General features: G+C 64.7%; 2 protein-coding genes and 1 pseudogene. All 3 read left to right on the top strand.

Annotated elements, in window-relative coordinates; genetic code table 11:
- The first annotated feature begins 3 nt into the window (after positions 1 to 3).
- The 3 genes and pseudogenes from ACFXS9_RS07855 to ACFXS9_RS07845 all read left to right on the top strand — a co-directional run bounded on the left by ACFXS9_RS07855 (position 4) and on the right by ACFXS9_RS07845 (position 23419).
- Positions 4 to 9747, top strand: coding sequence for an amino acid adenylation domain-containing protein (locus ACFXS9_RS07855; RefSeq protein WP_392686948.1), 9744 nt, complete (start codon positions 4 to 6; stop codon positions 9745 to 9747).
- Between the two features lie 2 nt (positions 9748 to 9749).
- Positions 9750 to 16344 (top strand): annotated as a pseudogene (locus ACFXS9_RS07850) (amino acid adenylation domain-containing protein).
- On the top strand, positions 16337 to 23419 hold the full coding sequence (locus ACFXS9_RS07845) for an amino acid adenylation domain-containing protein (RefSeq protein WP_392686945.1): 7083 nt from the start codon (positions 16337 to 16339) through the stop codon (positions 23417 to 23419). Before ACFXS9_RS07850 ends, ACFXS9_RS07845 begins: the two are co-directional and overlap by 8 nt.
- Position 23420: the final 1 nt, after the last annotated feature.

Here is a 23420-nt window from a genome sequence, read left to right as displayed (position 1 = left end):
AAGATGTACAGAGATAACCTCGTCGAACGACTACGGTGCCACGCCGCGTTACGCTCCGATCGGATCGCGTTGCGCTTCCTGGAGGGAGACAGCGTCGCCGAAGAGCTGACGTTTGCCGATCTCGACGCCCGGATTCGATCCGTCGCAGCCCGGCTGCAGCAGTTGGGCGGCGCAGGCGAGCGCGCGGTGATCCTGCTGCCCAGCGGCCTCGACTATGCCGTGGCGTTCTATGCGTGCCTGTATTCCGGTGTGATCGCCGTCCCGGCCTATCCGCCGGAGGGCGGCGCCGAACGCTATGCGGGGCGTCTCAACGGCATTCTGCGCGATGCGACGCCTCGCTTCATCCTGACGGAAGCCGCGCTGCTTTGCGGGGTGGAAGCGGCACTTCCCGAGCTGGCGAACGTAGAGATGATCGCGGTAGATGCGATACCGGCGGCGTTTGCTGCGGAGTGGCGCGAGACGAGGCCGGAGGCAGATGCGATTGCCTTCCTGCAGTACACGTCCGGATCGACCTCGCAGCCGAAAGGCGTTTGCGTCTCGCACGCTAACCTGACGGCCAACGAGAAGGCCATCGAGGCCGTGGCCCGAGGGGCGCTCGACGACGTCTTCGTGAGCTGGCTGCCGCTCTATCACGACATGGGACTGATCGGCGGGCTGTTGAATCCGCTGTTTACCGGCTTTACCGCCGTCCTGATGTCGCCGCGCAATTTTCTCGAGCGGCCGCGACGCTGGCTTGAGGCCATCGATCGTCACGGCGGCACGATCAGTGGTGGACCCGACTTTGCCTTCGCGCTGTGTGCCGACCGCATTTCCGACGAAACGATCGACCGGCTCGACCTCAGCCGCTGGAAGTTTGCATTCTCCGGCTCGGAGTTTGTTCGCAGCAGTACGCTCCGCAGATTCGGGAAACGATTCGAGCCGGCCGGGTTCGCTCGACGAGCGTTGAACGCCTGCTACGGCCTAGCCGAGGCGACGCTGCTGGTGACGGCAGGTGACCTCTCGATCAATACTGTGAGCTATACCCTCGATACGGCGGCGCTTGCGGCGGGCCGCGTCGCAACAGCCGACGAGGGCACCGATCTCGTGGCGTGCGGCCGGACGGTCGCGGACCACGTCACGCGCATCATGCGCATCGATGGATCGATGGCGGCACCGGCCGATGAAATCGGCGAGATCTGGGTCGCCGGCCCGAGTGTCGCGCTCGGATACTGGAACAATCCCGAAGCCACGCAAAAGGCCTTCGTCGAGCGCGATGGCATGCGCTGGCTGCGTACCGGAGATCTCGGTTTCGTCAAGGACGGCACGCTGATCGTGACGGGCCGGCTCAAGGACCTGCTGATCGTTCGCGGCCAGAATGTATATCCGACTGACGTCGAGCAGGCGGTCGAGGCCGAGGTCGAATCCGTCCGTAGCGGACGGGTTGCCGTGTTTGCGGTCGAGATCGATGGACGGGAAAGCATTGGCGTTGCGGCAGAGTTCAGCCGTACCGTTCTCAAGCGCGAGCGTCCCGAGGCGCTTGCGCAAGCGATCGGCGAGGCCGTGCTGCGGCAGGCACAGGAATATCCGGCCGTCATCGTCCTGTTGAACCCGCAAGCGATGCCGCTGACGACGAGCGGAAAACTGCAGCGCTCCGCCTGCGCCGCCGGCTGGGCCAACAACACGCTCGACAGCTTCATGGTGTTCGAGCGAGGGCGACGCCGCGATGGCACGACGCTGACGGCGCCCGTAACCGACACCGAGCGCGTGCTGGCATCGATCTGGTGCGAGGCGCTGGGCGTTCAGGCGGTACACCGCGAGGACGATTTCTTCGTGCTGGGCGGAAACTCGATCGCGGCGGGCCAGATCGCCGCGGCGCTTCGCGAACGCTTCGGCGTCGAGTTGGAATTGCGCAGCTTTTTCGACGCGCCGAGGCTTGCAGCATTCGCCGATCATATCGACGCCCAGTTGCGCGAGGGCGCGAAGAGGGCGCTTCCCCCGATCCAGCGGGCAGCACCGGCCGACCGCGTATCCTTGTCCCATGCACAGGAACGGCTGTGGTTTCTCTGGAATCTGGACCCCAGTGGTACGGCCTATACGGTCGCGAGCACGATCCGGCTCAAGGGAAAGCTCGACCATACCGCCCTGTCGCAGGCGATTGCGGAGATCGTTCAGCGTCACGAGGTGCTGCGCACCACATTCGTCGCAACGGATGGTCGCGCAAGGCAGGTTATTCACGACGCCCTCGGCGTCGATATCAGGCACCAGGATCTCCGTGGGCTTTCCGCCGAGCATGCGGCGGAAGCCAGACGGTCCGAACTCGGAAAACCGTTCGACCTTGTCAATGGGCCGCAATTGCGGGCGCTGTTGCTTCAGTTCGCAGATGATGCGCACGAATTGCTGCTGCTTGCTCATCACATCGTCGTCGATGGATGGTCGCTCGACGTGATGCTCGAAGAGCTGGCAGGACTCTACCGCAACGGCACCGGGCAGGACGCAGGCCGGCCGCCGGTGCCGATGATGCAGTATGCGGATTTCGCGGTCTGGCAACGAAACTGGCTCGCTTGTGGCGACGGAGACCGGCAGCTCGCCTATTGGCGCGCAAAGCTGGGTGACGCGCACCCCGTGCTGGCGCTGCCCCATGACCGGCCGCGTCTGGCAACGCAAAGTCATGCCGGCGATACGATCGGCCTTGCCATCGACGGCGCGCTGGCCGCCCGCTTGCGGGAGATCGCCGCAAAATATCGCGTAAGCGTCTTCATGCTGCTGCTCGCGGCATATCAGGCGCTGCTGTATCGCTATACGGGGCAGGGCGATTTGCGCGTCGGCGTGCCGGTCGCGGGACGCCGTCACGCGCAAATCGAGCGGCTGATTGGCTGTTTCGTCAACACGCTGGTGCTGCGCGCCGAGATTGCCGATGGCGCAACCTTCGCGAACCTGCTCCGAGAGGTCAAGGACGCGGTGATCGAAGCGCTGTCCTATCAGGATCTGCCGTTCGAAATGCTGGTCGACGGGCTGCGCCCTGAACGAAGCGGTGGGCACAATCCGCTGTTCCAGGCCAAGTTCAACTACATGACGGCGCCGCGCGGGTTCGACGGCGTCGAGGGGCTCACCGCCGAGATCGACATCATGGACCTCGCGGGTTCGCATTTCGATCTCGCGCTCGACATCGTCGATGGCGCCGGCGGCATGAAGGCGACGTTCAACTACGCCACCGATCTGTTCGATTCCCCCACGATTGCGCGACTGGCCGCACAATTCGGTTCATTGCTGCGCCAGATCGCGGAAGATGCGGAGCGGCGGATATCGGACTTCGTCATCGACGATGCGAACCGGCAGGTCGTGTCGAGCGAGGCAGCCGCGTTTGGATTTACCGATGTGGTCAATCTTCATCGCGCGTCCACGATCGATCGCCGGGCCGCGGTTGCCGTCCGGTGCGGCAGCGAAACGCTGACGTTCGCCGAGCTGGAGCGGAAATCGAACCGCATCGCTCACATGCTTGCCAGCAAGGGCGTGACGCGCGAGGTGCCGGTTGCGCTGTGGATCGAGCGCTCGCCTGCCTTTGTCGTTGCGCTGCTTGGTGTGCTGAAAGCGGGCGGCGCCTATGTGCCGCTCGATCCGGAATGGCCGCTGGAGCGCATCAGGCGCATCCTGAAGGACGCAGGCATCGATATCGTGCTGGCAGCCGCCGAGAAGCTGGCGGAAGCGCGTGCACTCGATTGCCTCGTGCTCGATGCCGAAGCGGCGCGCGGGGATACATCGAGCGTACCGCTCGACAATGTGATCCATCCGGCGCAGACCGCTTACGTCATCTATACCTCCGGATCGACCGGGACGCCGAAGGGCGTTGCCGTCTCGCACGGTGCGTTGGCCAATTACGTGCAGGCCCTGCTGCAACGTCTGCAGCCGCAGCACTTGGCGAGCATGGCGATGGTCTCGACGGTAGCGGCGGATCTCGGCCACACCGTCCTGTTCGGTGCGCTCGCCTCCGGCGCGACGCTGCATTTGTTGCCGCCTGAAGTTGTGTTCGATGCGGATGCGTTCGCGAAAGCCATGCGGGACGGCGACGTCGGCATACTCAAGATCGTGCCCAGCCATCTGCGAGGGCTGTTAAAGGCTTCGCGCTCGGCTGATCTCCTGCCGAGCGATGCGCTGATCCTGGGTGGGGAAGCCACTGATCCCGCGCTGTCGAACGAGATCCGGCAGTTGCGGCCGCAATGCCGAATTCTGAATCACTACGGGCCGACGGAAACGACAGTTGGCGCGGTCACGCATGAATGTGACTCTGCAGGCGAGACGGGTTCGGTTCCCATTGGCTTGCCGCTTGCCAATCTGCGCGCGCACGTTCTGGATGATGCGCTCAACGAGGTTCCGATCGGCGTAGCCGGCGAACTCTATGTTGGAGGCGCCGGCGTCGCGCGGGGCTATCGTGGCGAGGCCGGCTTGACCGCCGAGCGCTTCATTCCGGACCCGTTTGGATCGGCCGGGGAGCGGTTGTATCGCACCGGCGATCGCGTTCGCTGCGATCGGGCAGGCCGGCTGATATTCCTCGGCCGTGGCGATGAACAGATCAAGCTGCGCGGCTATCGCATCGAGCTTGGTGAAGTCGGGCGCGCGATCAAGGCGCTGCAGGGGATCGATGACGCGGTGGTTGTCGCACGCGCCATCGGCGATAGCGCCGAACGCCAGGAGCTCGTTGCTTACTGTGTGCCCGCCATAGGCGCCACACCGAAGCCGGATGTGATGAAGCAGCAATTGGCGGCGGCGGTGCCGGATTACATGGTGCCGTCGCACATCATTGTTCTGCAGCGGCTGCCGCTCACGCCAAACGGCAAGGTCAACCGCAAGGCGCTGCCGGAGCCGGTGGGAGATGTGGTGGCCGCGAACTATTCCGCGCCGCTGGGAGACACGGAGGAACAGATTGCCGCGGTGTGGCGTGAGGTGCTCGGTCGCGAACGTGTCGGCCGCACCGACAATTTTTTCGAGCTTGGCGGCGATTCCATTCTCAGCCTGCAGATCATCGCACGTCTGCGCAAGCGCGGCATTTGCCTGACGCCGAAGCAGGTCTTCGGCCAGCAGACCGTGGCCGGATTGGCAGCCGTTGCCGCCGTCGCGGCAGCACCTGTGGCAAGGAAGGAGAGTTCGACCGCAAAGGTTTCGACCGATGCGGCAACCGGCATGCGTCATTTGCTGCCAATTCAGGCACGTTTTCTCAGCGAAGACATCGGCAACCGGGATCACTGGAATCAGGCCGTGTTGCTGGTCCCGCAATCGCGGATGGACTGGGAGGCCCTGCGGCGTGCGCTGGCGACGATCGTCGATCATCACGATGCGTTGCGCCTGCGGTTCGCGCAGGCGGACGGCGCATGGCGCGCGGCGCAGGGTACGCCGCCATCGCCGTCGGAGTTGCTGTGGATCCATACCGATGTCGAAGACGCGACACAGCTCACCGCGCTTGCATCGGCCGCGCAGGGAAGCCTGTCGCTGTCCTCGGGTCGTTTGCTGCGTGCGGTGGCGATGGACCTTGCGGACGGCAGCCAGCGGCTGCTGATCGCGATCCATCATCTGGTTGTCGACGGCGTATCCTGGCGGGTCCTGCTCGAAGACCTCGCTTCAGCTTATGACCAGTTGAAGAGAGGCGCCGCCGTGATGCTGCCGTCGAAGAGCGAGTCCTATGCGTCCTGGGGCGAGCGGTTGCATTCGTATGCAGTGACCAGGGACCTTGCTGACGAACTGCCGTTCTGGCTCGATTGTGCGGCGGGTCCAAGCCTGCCGTGCGACGATGACCATGGCGGCGTCGATCGCGTCGGTGACGGCGAAGAGGTGTCGCTGGTGTTCGATACCGAAGTGACGTCGAGCCTGCTGCAGGATGCGCCGTCGGCCTATCGGACGCAGGTCAACGACCTCATGCTTGCGAGCCTGGCGCGTGCCGTGTCGCGCTGGAGCCAGCGCGACGATGTGACGGTCGAGATCGAGGGGCACGGCCGCGAAGACATTTTTCCCGGCGCGGATGTTTCCCGGACGGTCGGCTGGTTCACGACGGCCTTCCCGGTGCGGCTGCACGGCGGGTCGAACGACCACGCCTCCCTGATCAAGACGGTGAAGGAGAAGCTTCGCGCGATTCCGAACCGTGGGCTTGGCTACGGCGTGTTGCGCTATCTCGGCTCGGAGGATCAGCGCAACGCGCTGGCGCAACTGGTGGAGCCGCAGATCGTCTTCAACTATCTCGGCCGTTTCGACAGCAGCGTGGGCGCTTCCTCGCTGTTCGGATTCGCGCCCGAGAGCGCGGGTGCGTCGCGCAGCTCCGCTGCTCCCTTGCGGGGATGGCTCAACATCACCGGACTGGTGCGTGAGGGACGTCTGCATCTGTCGTTCGGATACGGACGCAAGCGCTATCGGCGAGAGACGGTCGAGCGGCTGGCGAAACTTTGCGAAATGGCACTGCGGGAGCTGGTGGCGCATTGCTGCAGCGGAGCATCTGGTCTCACGCCTTCGGACGTCGCCTTGTCCGGGCTCGACCAGGCCGATCTCGATCGGTTGGCGACTTTCGATCTCCGCAGCATCGAGGACATTTATCCGCTTTCGCCGATGCAGCAGGGCATGCTGTTCCACGCGGTCCGCGATGGCGACAAGGATGCTTATGTCAACCAGGTCGGGCTCGAGCTGTTCGGCTTCGAGGCCGACAAGCTTCGAGTCGCGTGGCAAGCGGTGTGTGACCGGCACGCCGCCTTGCGGACCGGCTTTGTCTGGCAGCACGTGTCAGGCGCGGCCCAGCAGGTTGTGCGCCGTCATGTGACAGTGCCGTTCGTCGAAGAGGATTGGCGCAACCGGAGGGCAGCGCTGGAACGCAATGGCGGACGCGCTGAACTGGATGCCGCGCTGGCGGAAGCATCGCGGCGGGAGCGCGAGAGCGGCTTTGACGTCTCTCAGCCGCCGCTGCAGCGGGTGCGGTTGATCCGGCTCGACGACAAGCGCCACTGGCTGATCTGGACCCACCACCACATCTTTGTCGACGGCTGGAGCTCGGCGCGGCTGGTTGCGGAGGTGTTTCGGCATGTGAGCGGCGGCGCGTTGCCGGCCGTGCAGGGCAGCTATCGCGACTACATCGCATGGCTGCAAAGTCGCGATCACGCAGGCGCCGAAAAAGTCTGGCGCGACGCTTTGGCAGGGCTCGAAGCGCCGACTTTGCTGGCGAATGCGCCGGCTACGAACAAGGCATCGGAGGCGGAAGGACACGCCAGCATTGCGCTTTCGGTGAATCCGGAGTTGACCGAACGGCTGAAGGCATCTGCGAAACGCGAGCGCGTGACGCTCAATACGCTCGTTCAGGCTGCGTGGGCGCAGTTGTTGCGGCGTCATTCGGGGCAGGCCGCGGTCTGTTTCGGGGTGACCGTGTCGGGCCGTCCGGCAGACCTGCCGGGCTCCGAGGAGATGGTGGGCCTCTTCATCAATACGTTGCCGATTGTCGATGCGCCGAGTCCGCAAGCGCTGGTAGGTGAGTGGCTGCGTCAGTTGCAGGAGCAGAACCTGGCGCTGCGCGAGCATGGCTGGACGCCGCTCTACGAAATCCAGCGCCTCGCCGGCCAGGCCGGGCAGGCGTTGTTCGACAGCATTCTGGTGTTCGAAAACTATCCGATCGATGAGGCGCTGCGGCGAACGGGGGAGAGCGGCCCGCGCCTGGGACGGGTGCAACATGTGACGCCGACAAATTATGCGCTGGCGGTTGCCGTGTTCGCCGGAAGCGAGCGGCTCGATCTCGAGTTCAACTACGACCGCGCCCGCTTTGATGAGGTTGCCGTCCGGCGCCTGCGGGACATGCTGCATGGATTGCTGGAGCGGATCGCCGTCAGTGCGGAGCGACCGATCGGCGATCTCGGATTATCCGCCGGTGATGAGGCCCGGCAAATTCTGGAATGGAGCGGCGCCGGCCGTTCGGCGGCAGGTGCTTCATATGTCGGCGTCGTTGCGCATATCGAGGCGCAAGCCGCGCGGGCGCCTTCTGCACTTGCGATTGTGTGGGGCGACCAGCGCCTAAGCTATGGCGAGTTGAATGCCCGGGCCAACCAGCTTGCGCGGCGGCTTCGCCTTTGGAACGCTGCTCCGGATCGCCTGACCGGCATCGCCTTGACGCGCAGCCCTGAAATGATGGTCGCGCTGCTGGCCGTCCTGAAAGCAGGCGGCGCCTATCTTCCGCTCGATCCGGATTATCCGGCCGAGCGGCTCGCCTACATGCTGCGCGACAGCGCGGCGACACTGGTATTGACGCAAAGCGCGCTGCTCGAACCTTTCGCGCCGGTGCTGCGCGAAACCGGCGTCGAGGCCTGGTGCATCGACGAGCCGCAGCGGCCCGTCGGCGAAGATACAGCCAATCTGAATGTCGGGATTCATCCGGATAGTCTGGCCTACGTGATTTACACGTCGGGTTCGACCGGCACGCCGAAGGGCGTGGCGGTAACGCATGGGCCGTTGGCGATGCATTGCGAAGCGATCGGCCGGCTGTACCGCATGACTTCCCGCGACCGGGAATTCCAGTCGGCTTCGATCAATTTCGACATCGCCCACGAGCGCTGGCTGGTGCCGCTGATGACAGGTGGCTCGCTCGTGCTGCCGTCCAGGCCAGGTCTATTGATCGACGACCTCGTCGATGAGATTGCGAGAAGCTCGGTAACGTCGATCTTTCTGCCGCCGGCCTATGCGGACCAATTGAGCGCAGCGTTGCGGCAGAGCGGGCGCCGGCTTGCGATCAGGGCCTGCATTGTCGGCGGCGAAGCCTGGTCGGATACCGGAATCAAAGCGCTCCGCCAGACCGCCGATGTCGACCTTCTGGTCAATGCTTACGGCCCGACCGAGACGGTGATCGCGCCGACAGCGTGGCTCGTCGACGACGCCGCGTTGACGCCGGGCCTGCCGGCCCCGATCGGACGGCCCGTTGGCATCAGGTCCGCCTACATTCTCGACGCCGATCTCAACATCGTGCCCGTTGGCGTTACCGGCGAGCTGTTCATCGGCGGTGTTGGGTTGGCGCGAGGCTATCTGAACCGGGGCGCGCTGACGGCGGAACGGTTTGTCCCGGATCCGTTCGGCGGTAGCGGCGCGCGCCTCTACCGTACCGGCGACCTTGCGCGGTGGCGGGCAGACGGCGTGATCGACTATGTCGGCCGCGCGGACCAGCAAGTGAAGATCCGCGGCTTCCGTATCGAACTGGGAGAGATCGAGGCGCGCCTGCTCGAGCAGCGCGGCGTGCGCGCCGTCGCCGCGGTGACGCAAGAGAGCAGGACCGGCCGTCAGGTGATCGCCTATGCGAGCGGCGAGCCGACCCTTGACGGCCGCGCCTTGCGTGATGCGCTGTCGGCCATTCTACCCGACTACATGGTGCCATCGGCGATCATGGTGCTCGAGCAATTGCCGCTGACCCCCAATGGCAAGACCGACCGTCGCGCATTGCCGTCGCCGCACGAGGATGGCCAGGCACGCCGCGGCTATGAGGCGCCCGAGGACGAAATCGAGATCGCGCTGGCGAAGATCTGGGCCGAACTGCTCGGCGTCGAGCAGATCGGACGCAACGATCACTTCTTCGAGCTCGGGGGACACTCATTGCTGGCGGTGCGGGTGCTTAGCCGGGTGTCGCAGGAGATCGGCGTGTCGATCCCGGTTTCGGATCTGTTCGTTCATCCCGACCTCGCGTCATTCGCGCGCGTCGTGTCGATCAGGCTGATCGAGCAGGAGTTCGATGCAGATGAACTGCAGGATCTGATCGCGGCGGGGCAGTGAACATGGCTGAACCATCAAAGCCAGGTTTGCCAAAGCCGAGTTTGCGTGATCTGGATTCCGCGCAGGTGAAAAAACTCCTGTCGTTGGCGAGAGAGCGCGGCCGAAATTCCAGCAAGAATGGAATCTCCTCGATTCCGGCGGTGCCGCGCGGCGGGCCGCTGGAATTGTCCTTTGCCCAGCAGCGGCTTTGGTTGCTGGCGCAGGTCGATGGCGCCAACGCCAACTATCACATTCGCGGCGCTTTGCGCCTCGCGGGTGATCTCGACGTCGATGCATGGCGTCGCAGCCTGGATCAGTTGTTTGCGCGTCACGAAGCGCTGCGCAGTGTCTTCCGCGTGGTTGAAGGAGAGCCTTGCGTTGAATTGCTGCCGGCCGATGCGTGCCTGCCGGTGCTCGAACATGATTTGCGGCAACACCTGGATGCCGAGCAAGAACTCGCGCGGTTGTGCCGCGAGGAGGCCGATACGCCGTTCGATCTCGCCGCGGGACCTTTGATCCGCGGACGCCTGATCCGGACAGCGGAGAAGAGGTATCTGTTCCTGCTCACCCAGCATCACATCATATCCGACGGCTGGTCGATGGGCGTGCTCGTACGTGAGCTTGGCGCGCTTTACCACGCCTTCACGGCGGGCCAGCACGATCCGTTGCCGCCGCTGGCAATTCAGTATCCGGACTACGCTGCCTGGCAACGGCAGTGGCTGGCGGGCGAGCGGTTGCAGCGGCAGGTCGACTATTGGCGGCAGGCGCTCGCGGGCGCTCCCGCGGTGCTCGAACTGCCGACAGATCGGCCCCGCCCGCCGGTCAGGTCTCTCGCCGGCGCGTCGTTGCCGATCGAGATCGACGCCGCTTTTGCGCATCGTATCAGGCTATTCAGCCAGTCGCACCGCGTGACGGCATTCATGACGGTGCTGGCGGCCTGGGCGGCGGTGTTGTCAAAACTTTCCGGGCAGACCGATCTTGTGATCGGCACGCCGACGGCAAATCGCAACAGGCGCGAAATCGAGGGCCTGGTCGGCTTCTTCGTCAACATGCTGGCGCTCCGCGTGGATTTATCGGGAGAGCCTGATGTGGCGGAGCTGCTCAGCCGCGTGCGCGCTGCGGCGCTCGAAGCTCAGGATCATCAGGATCTGCCGTTCGAGCAACTCGTCGAGATCATTCAGCCGCCGCGGCGGCTACAGCATACGCCGGTCTTTCAGGTCGTGTTCGCCTGGCAGAACAACGAGGCGGCAAGCGTTGAGCTACCAGGCCTCAAGGCCGAGATAGCCGATATTCCGCTGCAGCAGGTCAAGTTCGATCTCGAGCTCAATCTGAGCGAGGCGGACGGCCGCATCGTCGGCGCCTTGAACTATGCAACGGCACTGTTCGACGAAGCAACGATCAGGCGTCACCGGAACTATCTGCTGGCCTTGCTGCGCGCCATGGTCGCCGACGCGGATCAAATTGTCGACCGGATCGATATTGTCGGCCAAGAGGAACGCAAGCTCGTTCTGGATACATGGAACGAGACGGCTGCGCCGTTCCCGTCGGAGCGCTGCATCCACGAACTGTTCGCAGAGCAAGTCCGAACCGCGCCCGAGGCCACGGCGGTGGTTCACGAGGACGTTCGCCTGAGCTATGGCGAACTTGATGCGAAGGCCAATCAGCTCGCGCGGCACTTGATCGCTTTGGGCGTCGGCCCGGATCGACCGGTCGCGATCTGCCTGGAGCGCGGTATCGCCATGATCGTCAGCCTGCTGGCCGTGCTGAAGGCGGGCGGCGTTTATCTGCCGCTGGATCCGGCCTATCCGGCGGAGCGGCTGCGGCAGATCGTCGAGGACGCAAGCCCGGGATTGTTGATCGTTGACGATGCCGGACGCGCGATCTTCGCGGATGCGGCGTGCAAGGTTGTCGATCTGGAGGCGAGCGCAGCCACCGTCGCCAATCTGGCAGCATCGGATCCACGCGACCTTGTCACGGGACTTACATCGCGGCATCTCGCCTACATCATCTACACGTCCGGCTCCACCGGGCGGCCAAAGGGGGTGATGGTCGAGCATCGCGGCCTGGTAAATCTGGCGCTGGCCCAACGAGCGCTCTTTGACGTTTCCCCACGCAGCCGCGTCGTGCAGTTTGCTTCGTTCAGCTTCGACGCCAGCACTTGGGAAATTGTCATGGCGCTGTGCTCGGGGGCCGAGCTGTTTCTCGTCGGCCCGCGACACCGCAATACGTCGGAACTGCTCGATTTTCTCTTGGACAACGCCATTACGCACGCGACCTTGCCGCCGGCCATGCTGCAGGGGCGGGATGATCTCGACAGGCTGGCGTCGCTGCGGGTGCTCGTCCTCGCCGGCGAATTGCCCAAGGCGGAATTGATCAAGGATCTGCCGCCTAGCGTTGCCGTCTTCAATGGCTACGGACCGACGGAAACGACGGTCTGCGCTACCAGTTGGCTTCGGCCGGCGGGCTTTGATGGCGACATCGTCCCGATCGGTCGTCCGCTTCCCAACACACGGACCTATCTGCTTGATTGCTTCGGTGCGCCCGTTCCGCTCGGGGCGACCGGCGAAATCTATATCGGCGGGGCAGGGGTCGCTCGCGGCTATCTCAATCGCGCCGACCTGACGGCGGAGCGCTTTGTGCGCGATCCCTTCAGTAGCGATACTGGCGCGCGAATGTATCGCAGCGGCGATCTCGGCCGTTACCTGCCGGATGGCAACATCGCGTTCCTCGGCCGCAACGATCATCAGGTAAAAATCCGCGGCTTCCGCATTGAATTGGGCGAGATCGAGTTTCGCCTTAATGAGCACACCGGCGTGACCGATGCGGTGGTGCTGGCGTTGCGGGATCACAGCGGTGACGCGCGGCTGGTCGCCTATGTGGCCGCGAAGGACGACGGCGTGAAGCTCGATGCCGGTGAATTTGCGGCTGCGATGCGCAATCATCTCCGTGAGCGCTTGCCGGACTACATGGTGCCGTCGGCGTTCGTACGCCTGGATAGACTGCCGCTGACACCGAACGGCAAGGTCGATCGCAAGGCGCTGCCCGCGCCGGAGGATGATGCCTTTGCAAGGCGCAGTTTCGAGGCGCCGCAGGGCGGGATCGAGGAGATCGTCGCAAAGATCTGGACCGAGCTGCTCGGCATCGATCGGATCGGACGCAACGATCACTTCTTTGAACTAGGCGGCCATTCGCTGCTCGCGGTCCGCATGCTGGAACGCTTGCAGCGGCATTCGCTCCGCGCCGATGTGCGCACGCTGTTCGCCAATCCGGTGCTCGCCGATTTCGCCGCCAGCCTCAATGGCGGCGTCGGCGCGGCTGTTCCGGCCAATCTGATCACGCCGCAGACGACGGTAATTACGCCTGAGCTGCTGCCGTTGATCGCGTTGACGCAATCCGACATCGATAGCATCGTGGCCAAGGCTCCCGGGGGCGTTGCCAACATCCAGGACATCTACGGGCTATCGCCGCTTCAGGATGGCATCCTGTTTCACCATCTGCTGTCGGCACAGGGCGACCCATATCTGCTGGTCGGCCAGATGGCGTTCGCAAGCCGCGACCTGCTCGACCGCTATCTCGCCGCCGTTCAGCAGGTCATCGACCGGCACGATATTCTCCGCACCTCCATCGCATGGGAGGGGCTATCCGCTCCGGCGCAGGTGGTCTGGCGAAACGCTTCCGTGGTTGTTAGCGAGCTCGTTCTGGATGGCGAAGGTCCCGTTCATGAGCAGCTTGCGCGGCGTTTCGACCCGCGCCGCCATCGGATCGACCTTGGCCACGCGCCGCTGCTGCGGTTTGCAATCGCGCGCGATCCGGGCAAGGAGCGCTGGCTGCTTTTGGTGTTGCTGCATCATATGATCGGCGATCACTCCACGCTGGAAGTGATGCACGACGAAGTGCAGCAAATATTGTCCGGACGTGGTCATGAGCTTCCGGCTCCCTATCCATTCCGGAATCTGGTGGCGCAGTCGCGCGGATCGGCAGCTATTGCGGAGCACGAGCGCTTCTTCCGAAGCATGCTGTCCGATATCGATGAGCCGACCACGCCGTTTGGGCTGGATCGCGTGCATGGCGATGGTGGCGGCGTGGCGGAAGCGCGGCGAACGCTTCCGGAGCAGCTCAATGCACGGCTCCGCGCTCTGGCACGGCGGCTGGGGGTGAGCCTTGCCAGCCTCTGCCATCTCGCATGGGGTCAGGTAGTGGCGCGAAGCAGCGGGCATGAGCACGTCGTGTTCGGCACGGTTCTGTTCGGCCGCATGCATGCGGGCGCCGGTGGCGGTCGCACCATGGGATTGTTCATCAATACATTGCCGCTGCGGCTTGATCTCGATGACAGCGCGGTTGAGGACAGTGTTCGTCATGCCCACGCCCGGCTGGCCGAATTGATGGCGCATGAACATGCCTCGCTGGCGCTCGCGCAGCGATGCAGCGGTGTCGCCGCGCCCGCACCCCTGTTCAGTTCGATCTTGAACTACCGTCACAATGCGATGCCGGCGGCTTCGTCCATGGGGCGGGGCGGCGCAAGCCTGCACGGCGTCGAGTGGCTCGGCGGCGAAGAGCGTACGAACTATCCCTTGATGATGGCGGTCGAGGATTATGGTCAGGCGCTCGGCTTGACCGCTCAAGTCGTCCATCCGCTCTCGGCCGATCGCATCTGCGCCCTGATGCAGCAGGCGCTCGATCAATTGGCGGAGGTGTTGGAGCGCGCGCCTCGCTCTCCGGTGCGGCAACTGGATGTTCTGCCTGACGAAGAGCGCCAGCTTTTGCTGGAGACGTGGAATCGGACGCAGGCGCAATATCCACGGGACCGTTCATTCGTCGCGCAATTCGAGGCGCAGGTCGATCAATCTCCGGACACGATCGCGCTAGTGTTTGGCGATGAGGCATTGAGCTATGCCGCGTTGAACGTGCGCGCCAATCGGCTGGCGCGGCGATTGCGCGATCGCGGCGTCGGAACCGACGTGGTGGTGGGACTGGCGCTCGACCGTGGTGTCGAGATGATGGTCGCGCTGTTGGCGGTATTGAAGGCGGGCGGGGCTTATCTGCCGCTCGATCCGGATTACCCGGCGGAACGGCTGGCGCACATGCTGCGCGACAGCGGCGCGGCGCTGGTGCTGACGCAGCGGATGCTGTTGGAACAGTTTGCGCCCGTGCTGAAGGAAACCGGCGCCGAGGCTTGGCTGCTCGATGGGAATGACAGCGGCGAGGGCGATGACGGCGGCAATCTTGATGTCGTCGTCCATCCCGAAAGCCTCGCCTATGTGATCTACACTTCCGGCTCGACCGGCCTGCCCAAGGGCGTGATGGTCCGCCATGACGCGGTGACGAACTTTTTGGCGACCATGGCGGAGCAGCCGGGCATGACGGCCCAGGACCGCGTGCTCGGCCTGACCTCGCTGTCGTTCGACATTGCGGTGCTCGAGCTGTGGCTGCCGCTCACGCGCGGGGCATGCGTGGTGCTGGCCGATCGCGCGGCCGCGCATGATCCCTCGCGGCTCAAGTCGATAGTGGCGAAGCACGGCGTCACCATGATCCAGGCGACGCCGTCGACCTGGCGGATGCTGCTCGATCACGACGGCCCATTTCTGCCCCCAAGCTGCCGCGTGCTGTGCGGCGGCGAGGCCTTGCCGCCGGACCTTGCGCGGCGGCTGGTGGTGCAGGCCGGCGAAGTCTGGAACCTGTACGGCCCGACCGAGACCACGGTGTGGTCGGCCCGCCACCGCCTCGATGCCACGGACGACCGTCCAGTGTTGGGCGGCCCGATCGGCAACACCACGCTGCATATCCTCGACAACGACCTCAATCTCGCGCCGGTCGGCGTTGCGGGCGAGCTCTATATCGGCGGCGCAGGACTTGCGCGCGGCTACTGGCGACGCGGCGCGCTGACCGCGGAGCGGCTTCATCCCCGATCCGTTTGGTACTCCCGGCGCGCGGCTGTACCGCACGGGCGACGTGGCGCGGTGGCGGTCCGACGGGGTGATCGAATATATCGGCCGCGCCGACCACCAGGTGAAGATCCGCGGCTTTCGGATCGAGCTTGGCGAGATCGAGGCGCGGCTGCTCGAACAGGCTGGCGTGCGCTCGGCAGTCGTGGTGGCACGCGAGCTTGGCGCTGCCCGTCAGCTCGTCGGCTATGTCAGCGGCGAAACGTCGCTGGACGGGATAGCTCTCAAGACCGCGCTGTCGTCGCTGCTGCCGGACTACATGGTGCCGCCGCGGATCGTGGTGCTGGACCGGCTGCCGCTGACGCCGAACGGCAAGATCGACCACAAGGCGCTGCCGGCGCCGGACCAGCTTGCAGCCTTGGCCGAGCATGTGGCACCGCGCACGTCGGTGGAAGCGGCGCTCGGCGCGATCTGGGCCGATCTGCTCAAACAGCCTGACGTCGGCGTCACCGACAACTTCTTTGAGCTCGGCGGGGACTCTCTCACCGCCGTCCAGCTCGTCAGCCGCATCAAGCGCGATCTCGGCCATGACCTGCCGCTGAACCGCCTGTTTGAAATGACGACCATCGAGACGATGGCCGCTGCTCTTGCCCCGGAGATTCAGGTCGACAAGCGCAGCGACGACATCGCCGCGATGCTCGACATGTTGAAGGAAGTCGAACTTTCCGATGAATGAGATCGCCACCACGCAGAAGCAGCAGCTTCGTGACATCTCACGACGCTTGATGCGCCTTGATGCCAGCAAGCAACTTACGTTCCTGACGCAGCTCGCGGCGAAGGGCGTCAATCTCGCCATGCTGCCGATTGCGCGCCAGGAGAAAACGCGGGCACCGCTTTCCTTTGCGCAATCGCGCCTCTGGTTCTTGTGGCGGATGGATCCGGACAGCGCCGCCTACAACATCTCGGCGACGGTACGGGTGCGAGGGCAGCTTCAACGGCACGCCCTGCAGCAGGCCTTCGATGCGCTGGTCGCCCGTCACAGCGCGCTTCGTACGGTGTTCCGGCAGCAGGGCAAGGAAGCCGAGCAGGTCGTGCTCGACCCGCAACCGTTCACGTTGCGGCATGTAGCGCTCGATGGCGATGACCGCGAGCAGCAGGCATATCTGCTGGCGCGGCAGGAAGGATCGCTGCCGTTCGATCTCGAAGCCGGCCCGCTCATGCGCGCCGCGTTGCTGAGGCTGCAAGAAGACGACCATCTCCTTGTCGTCAGCCTGCATCACATCGTGGCCGACGGCTGGTCGATGGGCGTGCTGGTCGATGAGTTCTGGCGCTTGTACGCGGCATTCGCGAGCGGCGAGGCGCCGGCTTTGCCGGAGCCCGATATTGAATATGCCGACTATGCTTGTTGGCAGCGACTCTGGATGAGCGCTGTCGATGGCGAGCGCCAGGTCAACTACTGGACGGCGCGCTTAAAGGATCCGGCGGTGCTGCAGCTTCCAATCGATCGGGCGCGGCCGGCGGTTCCTGATCTCGCCGGCGCCGCGCTCCGCATGGCGCTCGATCCGGCGCTCGCCGAGGGCTTGCGCGCGCTGGCGCGCCGGCATCAGACCACGCTGTTCGTCGTCCTGCTGGCGAGCTTCAAACTGCTGCTCTATCGCTACACCGGCCAGTCCGACATCAGCGTCGGCGTGCCGGTCGCCAATCGCCACCGCGACGAGACGCACGGTGTGATCGGGCTGTTCGTCAACACCCAGGTGCTCCGCACGCAGCTCGATGGTCGCGCGACGATCACGGACTTCATCGCATCCGTTCATTCGGCCACGATCGAAGCCCAGGAGAACCAGGACCTTCCGTTCGAGCGATTGCTGGAAATCCTGCAGCCCAAGCGCAGCCTGAGCCAGAATCCGCTCTTTCAGGTTCTCTATAATCATCAGCGCCGGCGCGTGTCGGGCAATCCGCCCGACCGGACCGGCCTGCAGATCGAGAAGCTCGACGCCGAAGTCGATACGGTGAAGTTCGACCTGGCGCTCGATAGCGAAGAGGGACCGGCAGGGGAGATCCGCGCGATCTTTGCCTATGCGACCGCGCTGTTCGAGCCGGCGACGATCGAACGCCTGGCGTCGCATTGGATCACGATCCTGAACACGATGGTTGAGGACGGCACGCAGTCGGTTGCCGGCATGGCACTGCTTTCCCCGCAGGAATTGGCCACGCTGCGCGAGTGGAACGGCGCGGGAGCCGGGATGGACGCGCCGTTTACGCCGGTGCACCAAACGGTCGCGCGGCTGGCCGCGGATACGCCTGACGCGCCGGCGCTCATCTTTGGCGACGACGTGATCTCTTATGCCGAACTTGACCGTCGCGCCAATCGGCTGGCACATCGTCTGATCCGTTTGGGCGTCAGTCCTGCCGATCTGGTCGGCATCTCGGCCCGGCGGTCGCCATCGCTCGTTGCAGCCCTGCTGGCCATCTTGAAAACCGGCGCGGCCTATCTGCCACTCGATCCCGAGCATCCGGCAAAACGACAGGTCGTAACCATATGCGACGCCGGCGTGCGTTTCGTGCTGGTTGATTTGGAAGGCTCCGCACTCACTGCGCTTCCGTCAGGGATCGCGGCTGTCCCGCTCGACGCAAGCGATCTCGACCGGGAGCCGGAGAGCGATCCCGGCATTGCCGTCGAAGCGACAAGCCTTGCCTATGTGATCTACACCTCCGGCTCCACCGGCATCCCGAAGGGAGTCGCAGTGGAGCATGGACCCTTTGCAATGCATTGCGAGGTGACCGCCGGACTCTATGACATGGACCGGCACTCGCGCGAACTGCACTTCCTGTCCTTTACGTTCGACGGCGCCCATGAGCGGCTCTGGACGGCGTTGACCTGCGGCGCGGCGCTCGTGATGCGCGACGAGAACCTCTGGTCGGCCGAACAGACGCTCGACGTTCTGCGCAAGCAGCGCGTCACCAACGCCGGCTTTCCGCCGGCCTATTTGCAGCAGCTCGCCGACTTTGCGGCGTGGCGCGGCGATCCGCCGCCGGTCGGGCTTTACTCGTTCGGCGGCGAGGCGATGCCGAAGGCAGGCTTCGACAAGGTCAAGCGCGCGCTTCGGCCGCGGACGTTGATCAACGGTTACGGCCCGACCGAAACCGTCGTGACGCCGCTGGTCTGGAAGGTCGATGCCAGCGAGGAGATCGAGGGCAACTATGCGCCCATCGGCCGTCCCGTGGGACGCCGCTCGGCTTATATTCTGGATGGGGACCTGAACATCGTGCCGGTTGGCGTAACCGGCGAATTGTTCATTGGCGGCGAGGGACTGGCGCGCGGCTATTGGCGCCGCGCCGGACTGACGGCCGAGAGATTCATTGCCGATCCCTTTGGTGCGCCCGGCGCGCGGCTTTATCGCACCGGCGACCTGGCGCGATGGCGCGCCGATGGCGTGATTGAGTATGTCGGGCGCTCCGATCACCAGGTGAAAATCCGCGGCTTCCGGATCGAGCTCGGCGAGATCGAGGCGTGGCTGATGCGCCAGCCGGGCGTGCGATCGGCGGTGGTCGTTGCGCGCGAAGCTGGCGTAACCAGCCAACTGGTCGGCTATGTCGCCGGCGAGGGCGCGTTCGACGAAGCGGCAATGCGCGCGGCTCTTTCGGATGAACTGCCCGATTACATGGTACCGGCCCGTATCGTGAAGCTTAAGCGGCTGCCGCTCACCGCGCACGGCAAGGTGGACCGCGAAGCCCTGCCGGCGCCCGATGTGCAAGCTACTGCGGCCGGACGTGTCGCGCCGCGCACCGCGACCGAGGCGAGGCTTGCCGCGATCTGGGCCGAGTTGCTTGGCCAGCCACTCATTGGCGTTGACGACAATTTCTTCGAACTCGGCGGCGATTCCATCATCTCGCTGCAACTGGTCGGTCGCGCCCGGCAGGCGGGCCTCGTGATCGAACCGCGTGACGTTTTCCGGCACCAGACCTTGCAGGAGCTCTCGCGGGCCGCGCGCATCGAACGGACCGATGAAGCTGTCGCTCCCGAGGAAGAGCTAGAGGGTAACGAACATCCGCTGTTGCCGATCCAGGCGCGGTTCTTCAGCGAGGATGCCGGGGAGCGTCATCACTGGAATCAGGCCGTCCTGTTGATGCCGAAGGCGCGGCTGGATTGGGCGAGCGTTGAGCGCGCGGTCGCCGCCGTCGTCGCGCATCACGACGCTTTGCGTCTAGGTTTCGCGGAGATCGACGGTGTCTGGCGCGCAACCTATGGCGCCGCGCCGGCAGTGTCGGAGTTGTTGTGGATCCGGAGCGGCATCCGCGATGCAGCCGAGGTGACGGCCGTCGCTTCTGCCGCCCAGGCCAGCCTGTCGCTGGCAGGACCGCTGCTGCGCGTGGTCGGCATGGATCTCGCCGACGGCAGCCAGCGGCTTCTCATCGTGGTGCACCATCTCGTCATCGACGGCGTGTCATGGCGCGTGCTGTTCGAAGACTTTGCTGCGGCTTACGGGCAGGTTCAGCAAGGTGTAGCGTCGATCGCGCTGGCGAGGAGCCAATCCTATGCATCCTGGGGCGCGCGGTTGCAGGCATATAGCGGCACCGAAGAGCTGTCTGCCGAGTTGCCCTATTGGCTCGAACGAGGCTCGCGCGCCGATCTGCCCTGCGACGACGATCATGATGGTGTCGACCGGGTTGCCGAGGGCGAGGAAATCCTGCTGGCATTCGATGCCGGGCTGACGACGCGGCTGCTCAAGGAAGCGCCGCCTGCCTACCGGACTCAGGTCAACGATCTGCTGCTGGCGGCACTGGCGCGGGCGGTATCGCGCTGGAGTGGAGTTGAGGACGTTGTCGTCGAGCTCGAAGGGCACGGGCGCGAGGACATCTTCTCTGGGGTGGATATTTCCCGCACGGTCGGTTGGTTCACGACCGCTTTCCCGGTGCGCTTGCCGGGCGGCTCCGGCGATGATGCGTCCCTGATCAAATCCGTTAAAGAGGAGCTTCGGGCGATTCCCGCCCGCGGGTTAGGCTTCGGCGTATTGCGCCATCTCGGCACCGAGGCGCAGCGCCATGCGCTCGCCGCGCTGCCCGAGCCGCGCATCGTTTTCAACTATCTCGGCCAGTTCGATTCCAGCGTAGGTGAGGGCACGCCGTTCCGGCTTGCGCCTGAGAGCGCCGGGCCCTCGCGCAGCGACAGCGCGCCGCTTGGCCGCTGGCTGAGCATCAACGGCCAGGTGCGCGAGGGCCAGCTACGGCTGTCGTTCAGCTACGGCCGAAGGCGTTACCGGCGAGCCACGATCGAACGCCTCGCAGAGCATTATGCCGCGGCGCTGAGAGAACTCGTCGACCATTGCACAAGCGGCGCGCGCGGCATCACGCCATCGGACTTCGCATTGTCGAATTTGAGCCAAGCCGATCTCGATCTCCTGGGCGCGACGATCGATTGCCGCGACATCGAAGACATCTATCCGCTGTCGCCGATGCAGCAGGGCATGCTTTTCCATGCGCTGCGCGACGGAGAAAGCGGCAATTACGTCAACCAGGTCGGTCTCGAAGTGCGAGGCCTCGATGCCGGCCGGTTGCGCGCAGCCTGGCACGAGGTGGGCGCGCGTCATGCTGTGCTGCGGACCGGCTTTGCCTGGCGCGAACTGTCAGGCGCGGCACAGCAAGTGGTATATCGCCATGTGACGCTGCCATTCGTGGAAGAAGACTGGCGCAAGCAGGCCGCAGCCATGGACCGCGGCGAACTCGAGGCGGCGCTGGCGAAGGCGTCGCAGGCCGAGCGCGCTAGGGGATTCGACCTGTCGCAGGCGCCGTTGCAGCGCGTGCGGCTGATCCGGCTTGACGAAAGCTGCCACTGGCTGATCTGGACGCATCATCATATCCTGCTGGACGGCTGGAGTTCGGCGCGGCTGATGGCCGAGATACTGCAACACGAACGCGGCCATCGTTTACCTGCCGTGCAGGGCCGCTACCGCGACTACATCGCCTGGCTGCAACGGCAGGACCGCGACGCGTCCGGGACGTTCTGGCGCACGGCATTGGCGGAACTGGATGAACCGGGTTTCCTGGCGGATACGCTGGGGGGACCTGCGGCCACCCGCGCGTCCGGACATGGTTCGCTCGACCTGTTTCTCACTGCCGATCTGACTGCAAAGCTGCAAGCATTTACAAAGCGCGAGCGCGTTACGCTGAACACCCTGTTGCAGGGCGCATGGGCGCAATTGTTGCGCCGTCACACCGGACGGCGCGTGGTCTGCTTCGGCGCGACCGTATCGGGCAGGCCGCCAGAGATCGGCGGGTCCGAGGACATGGTGGGCCTGTTCATCAACACCCTGCCGGTTGTGGATCGGGCAAACCCGCAAACTGATGTTGGTGCATGGCTGCGGGATCTGCAGGAACGCAACATCGATTTGCGCGATCACGGCTGGATGCCGCTCTACGAGATCCAGCGCCTCGCCGGACGATCGGGCCGGCCGTTGTTCGATAATATCCTGGTGTTCGAGAACTATCCGATCGATCAGGCGTTGCGCAGCGAGAACGAAAGCGGTCGCCGCTTCGCTCGGGTCGAGCAGGTCTCGATTACCAACTATGCGCTCACGGTAGCGGTATTCGCCAAGACCGACGGCATCAATCTCGGCTTCCGCTACGACCGCGCCCGGTTCGATGAAGACCAGATCAGATATCTGCAGCTCACGCTGTCGCGGCTCCTTGCCGAGATCGTCGCCGATGCCTCTAGACCGCTGGGTGAGCTCAGCGGGCTCGATGTCGATGAGACGCGGAAGGTGCTCGGCTGGAGCGGTGGCTTTGCCAAGGCGCCGAATGCTGGCAATGGTATCGTCGCTCAGATCGAGGCTCGTGCGGCTGCTTCACCATCCGCGATTGCGTTGGTATTTGGCGACCAGCAGGTCAGCTATGAGGAGCTGAACGCTCGCGCCAATCGTCTGGCGCGACGGTTGCAGGCCCACGGCATCGGCCGCGACCGGTTGGTCGGGCTCGCACTGGAGCGCAGCGTCGAGCTGATCGTCGGTGTTCTCGCCGTGCTGAAAGCCGGCGGAGCCTATCTGCCGCTCGATCCCGATTATCCGCCGGGCCGTCTTCTGCACATGCTGCGCGATAGCAGCACAGCGCTGGTGCTGACACAAGGCCGGTTACAGGAACGCCTTGCGCCTGTGATCGCGGAAGCTGCCGTCGAGGCCTGGCCCATCGATGAAGAGACTAGGGCACCGACCGGAGAGCCGGTCCGCAATCTCGACGTGGCGCTCCACGCCGACAGCCTGGCCTATGTGATGTACACGTCGGGATCGACGGGCAAGCCCAAGGGCGTGGCGTGCACGCATGGCGCGCTCGCCGCGCGGCTTGGCTGGATGCAAGCGGAATATCGCCTCGATGCCGGCGAGACCTTCCTGCAGAAGACGCCGTTCAGCTTCGACGTCTCGGTCTGGGAGATCCTGTGGCCGCTCGCGACCGGCGCACGGCTTGCGATCGCAGCGCCGGGCGCACATCGGGAGCCGCGGCTGCTGGTGGATGCCATCATCGCCCACGACGTGACGACGTTGCATTTCGTGCCCCAGATGCTCGAGCACTTTGTTGCCGAGCCCGAAGCGAAACGCTGCGTCACCCTCAAACGCCTGTTTGCCGGCGGCGAAGCCTTGTCGTCAGAGTTGAAGGCGCGTGTGCTCGCAGCCTTCCCCGACGTGCGTTTCGACAATCGCTACGGTCCGACCGAAGCCTTGATCAATGCCACGTTCTGGAACTGTCGTGACGATGGCGCGGCGCGGGTGCCGATCGGGCGGCCGATCCCGGTACGGTCATTCGGATCCTCGATACCGACCTGAA

The sequence above is a fragment of the Bradyrhizobium sp. RDI18 genome (genome assembly GCF_043203335.1).
GTDB lineage: Bacteria > Pseudomonadota > Alphaproteobacteria > Rhizobiales > Xanthobacteraceae > Bradyrhizobium > Bradyrhizobium retamae.
This window is presented reverse-complemented; position numbering and strand designations above follow the sequence as displayed.

Coding starts and splice junctions, on each gene's coding strand:
- ACFXS9_RS07855 (WP_392686948.1), top strand. CDS start 4: ATGTACAGAGATAACCTCGTCGAACGACTACGGTGCCACGCCGCGTTA.
- ACFXS9_RS07845 (WP_392686945.1), top strand. CDS start 16,337: ATGAATGAGATCGCCACCACGCAGAAGCAGCAGCTTCGTGACATCTCA.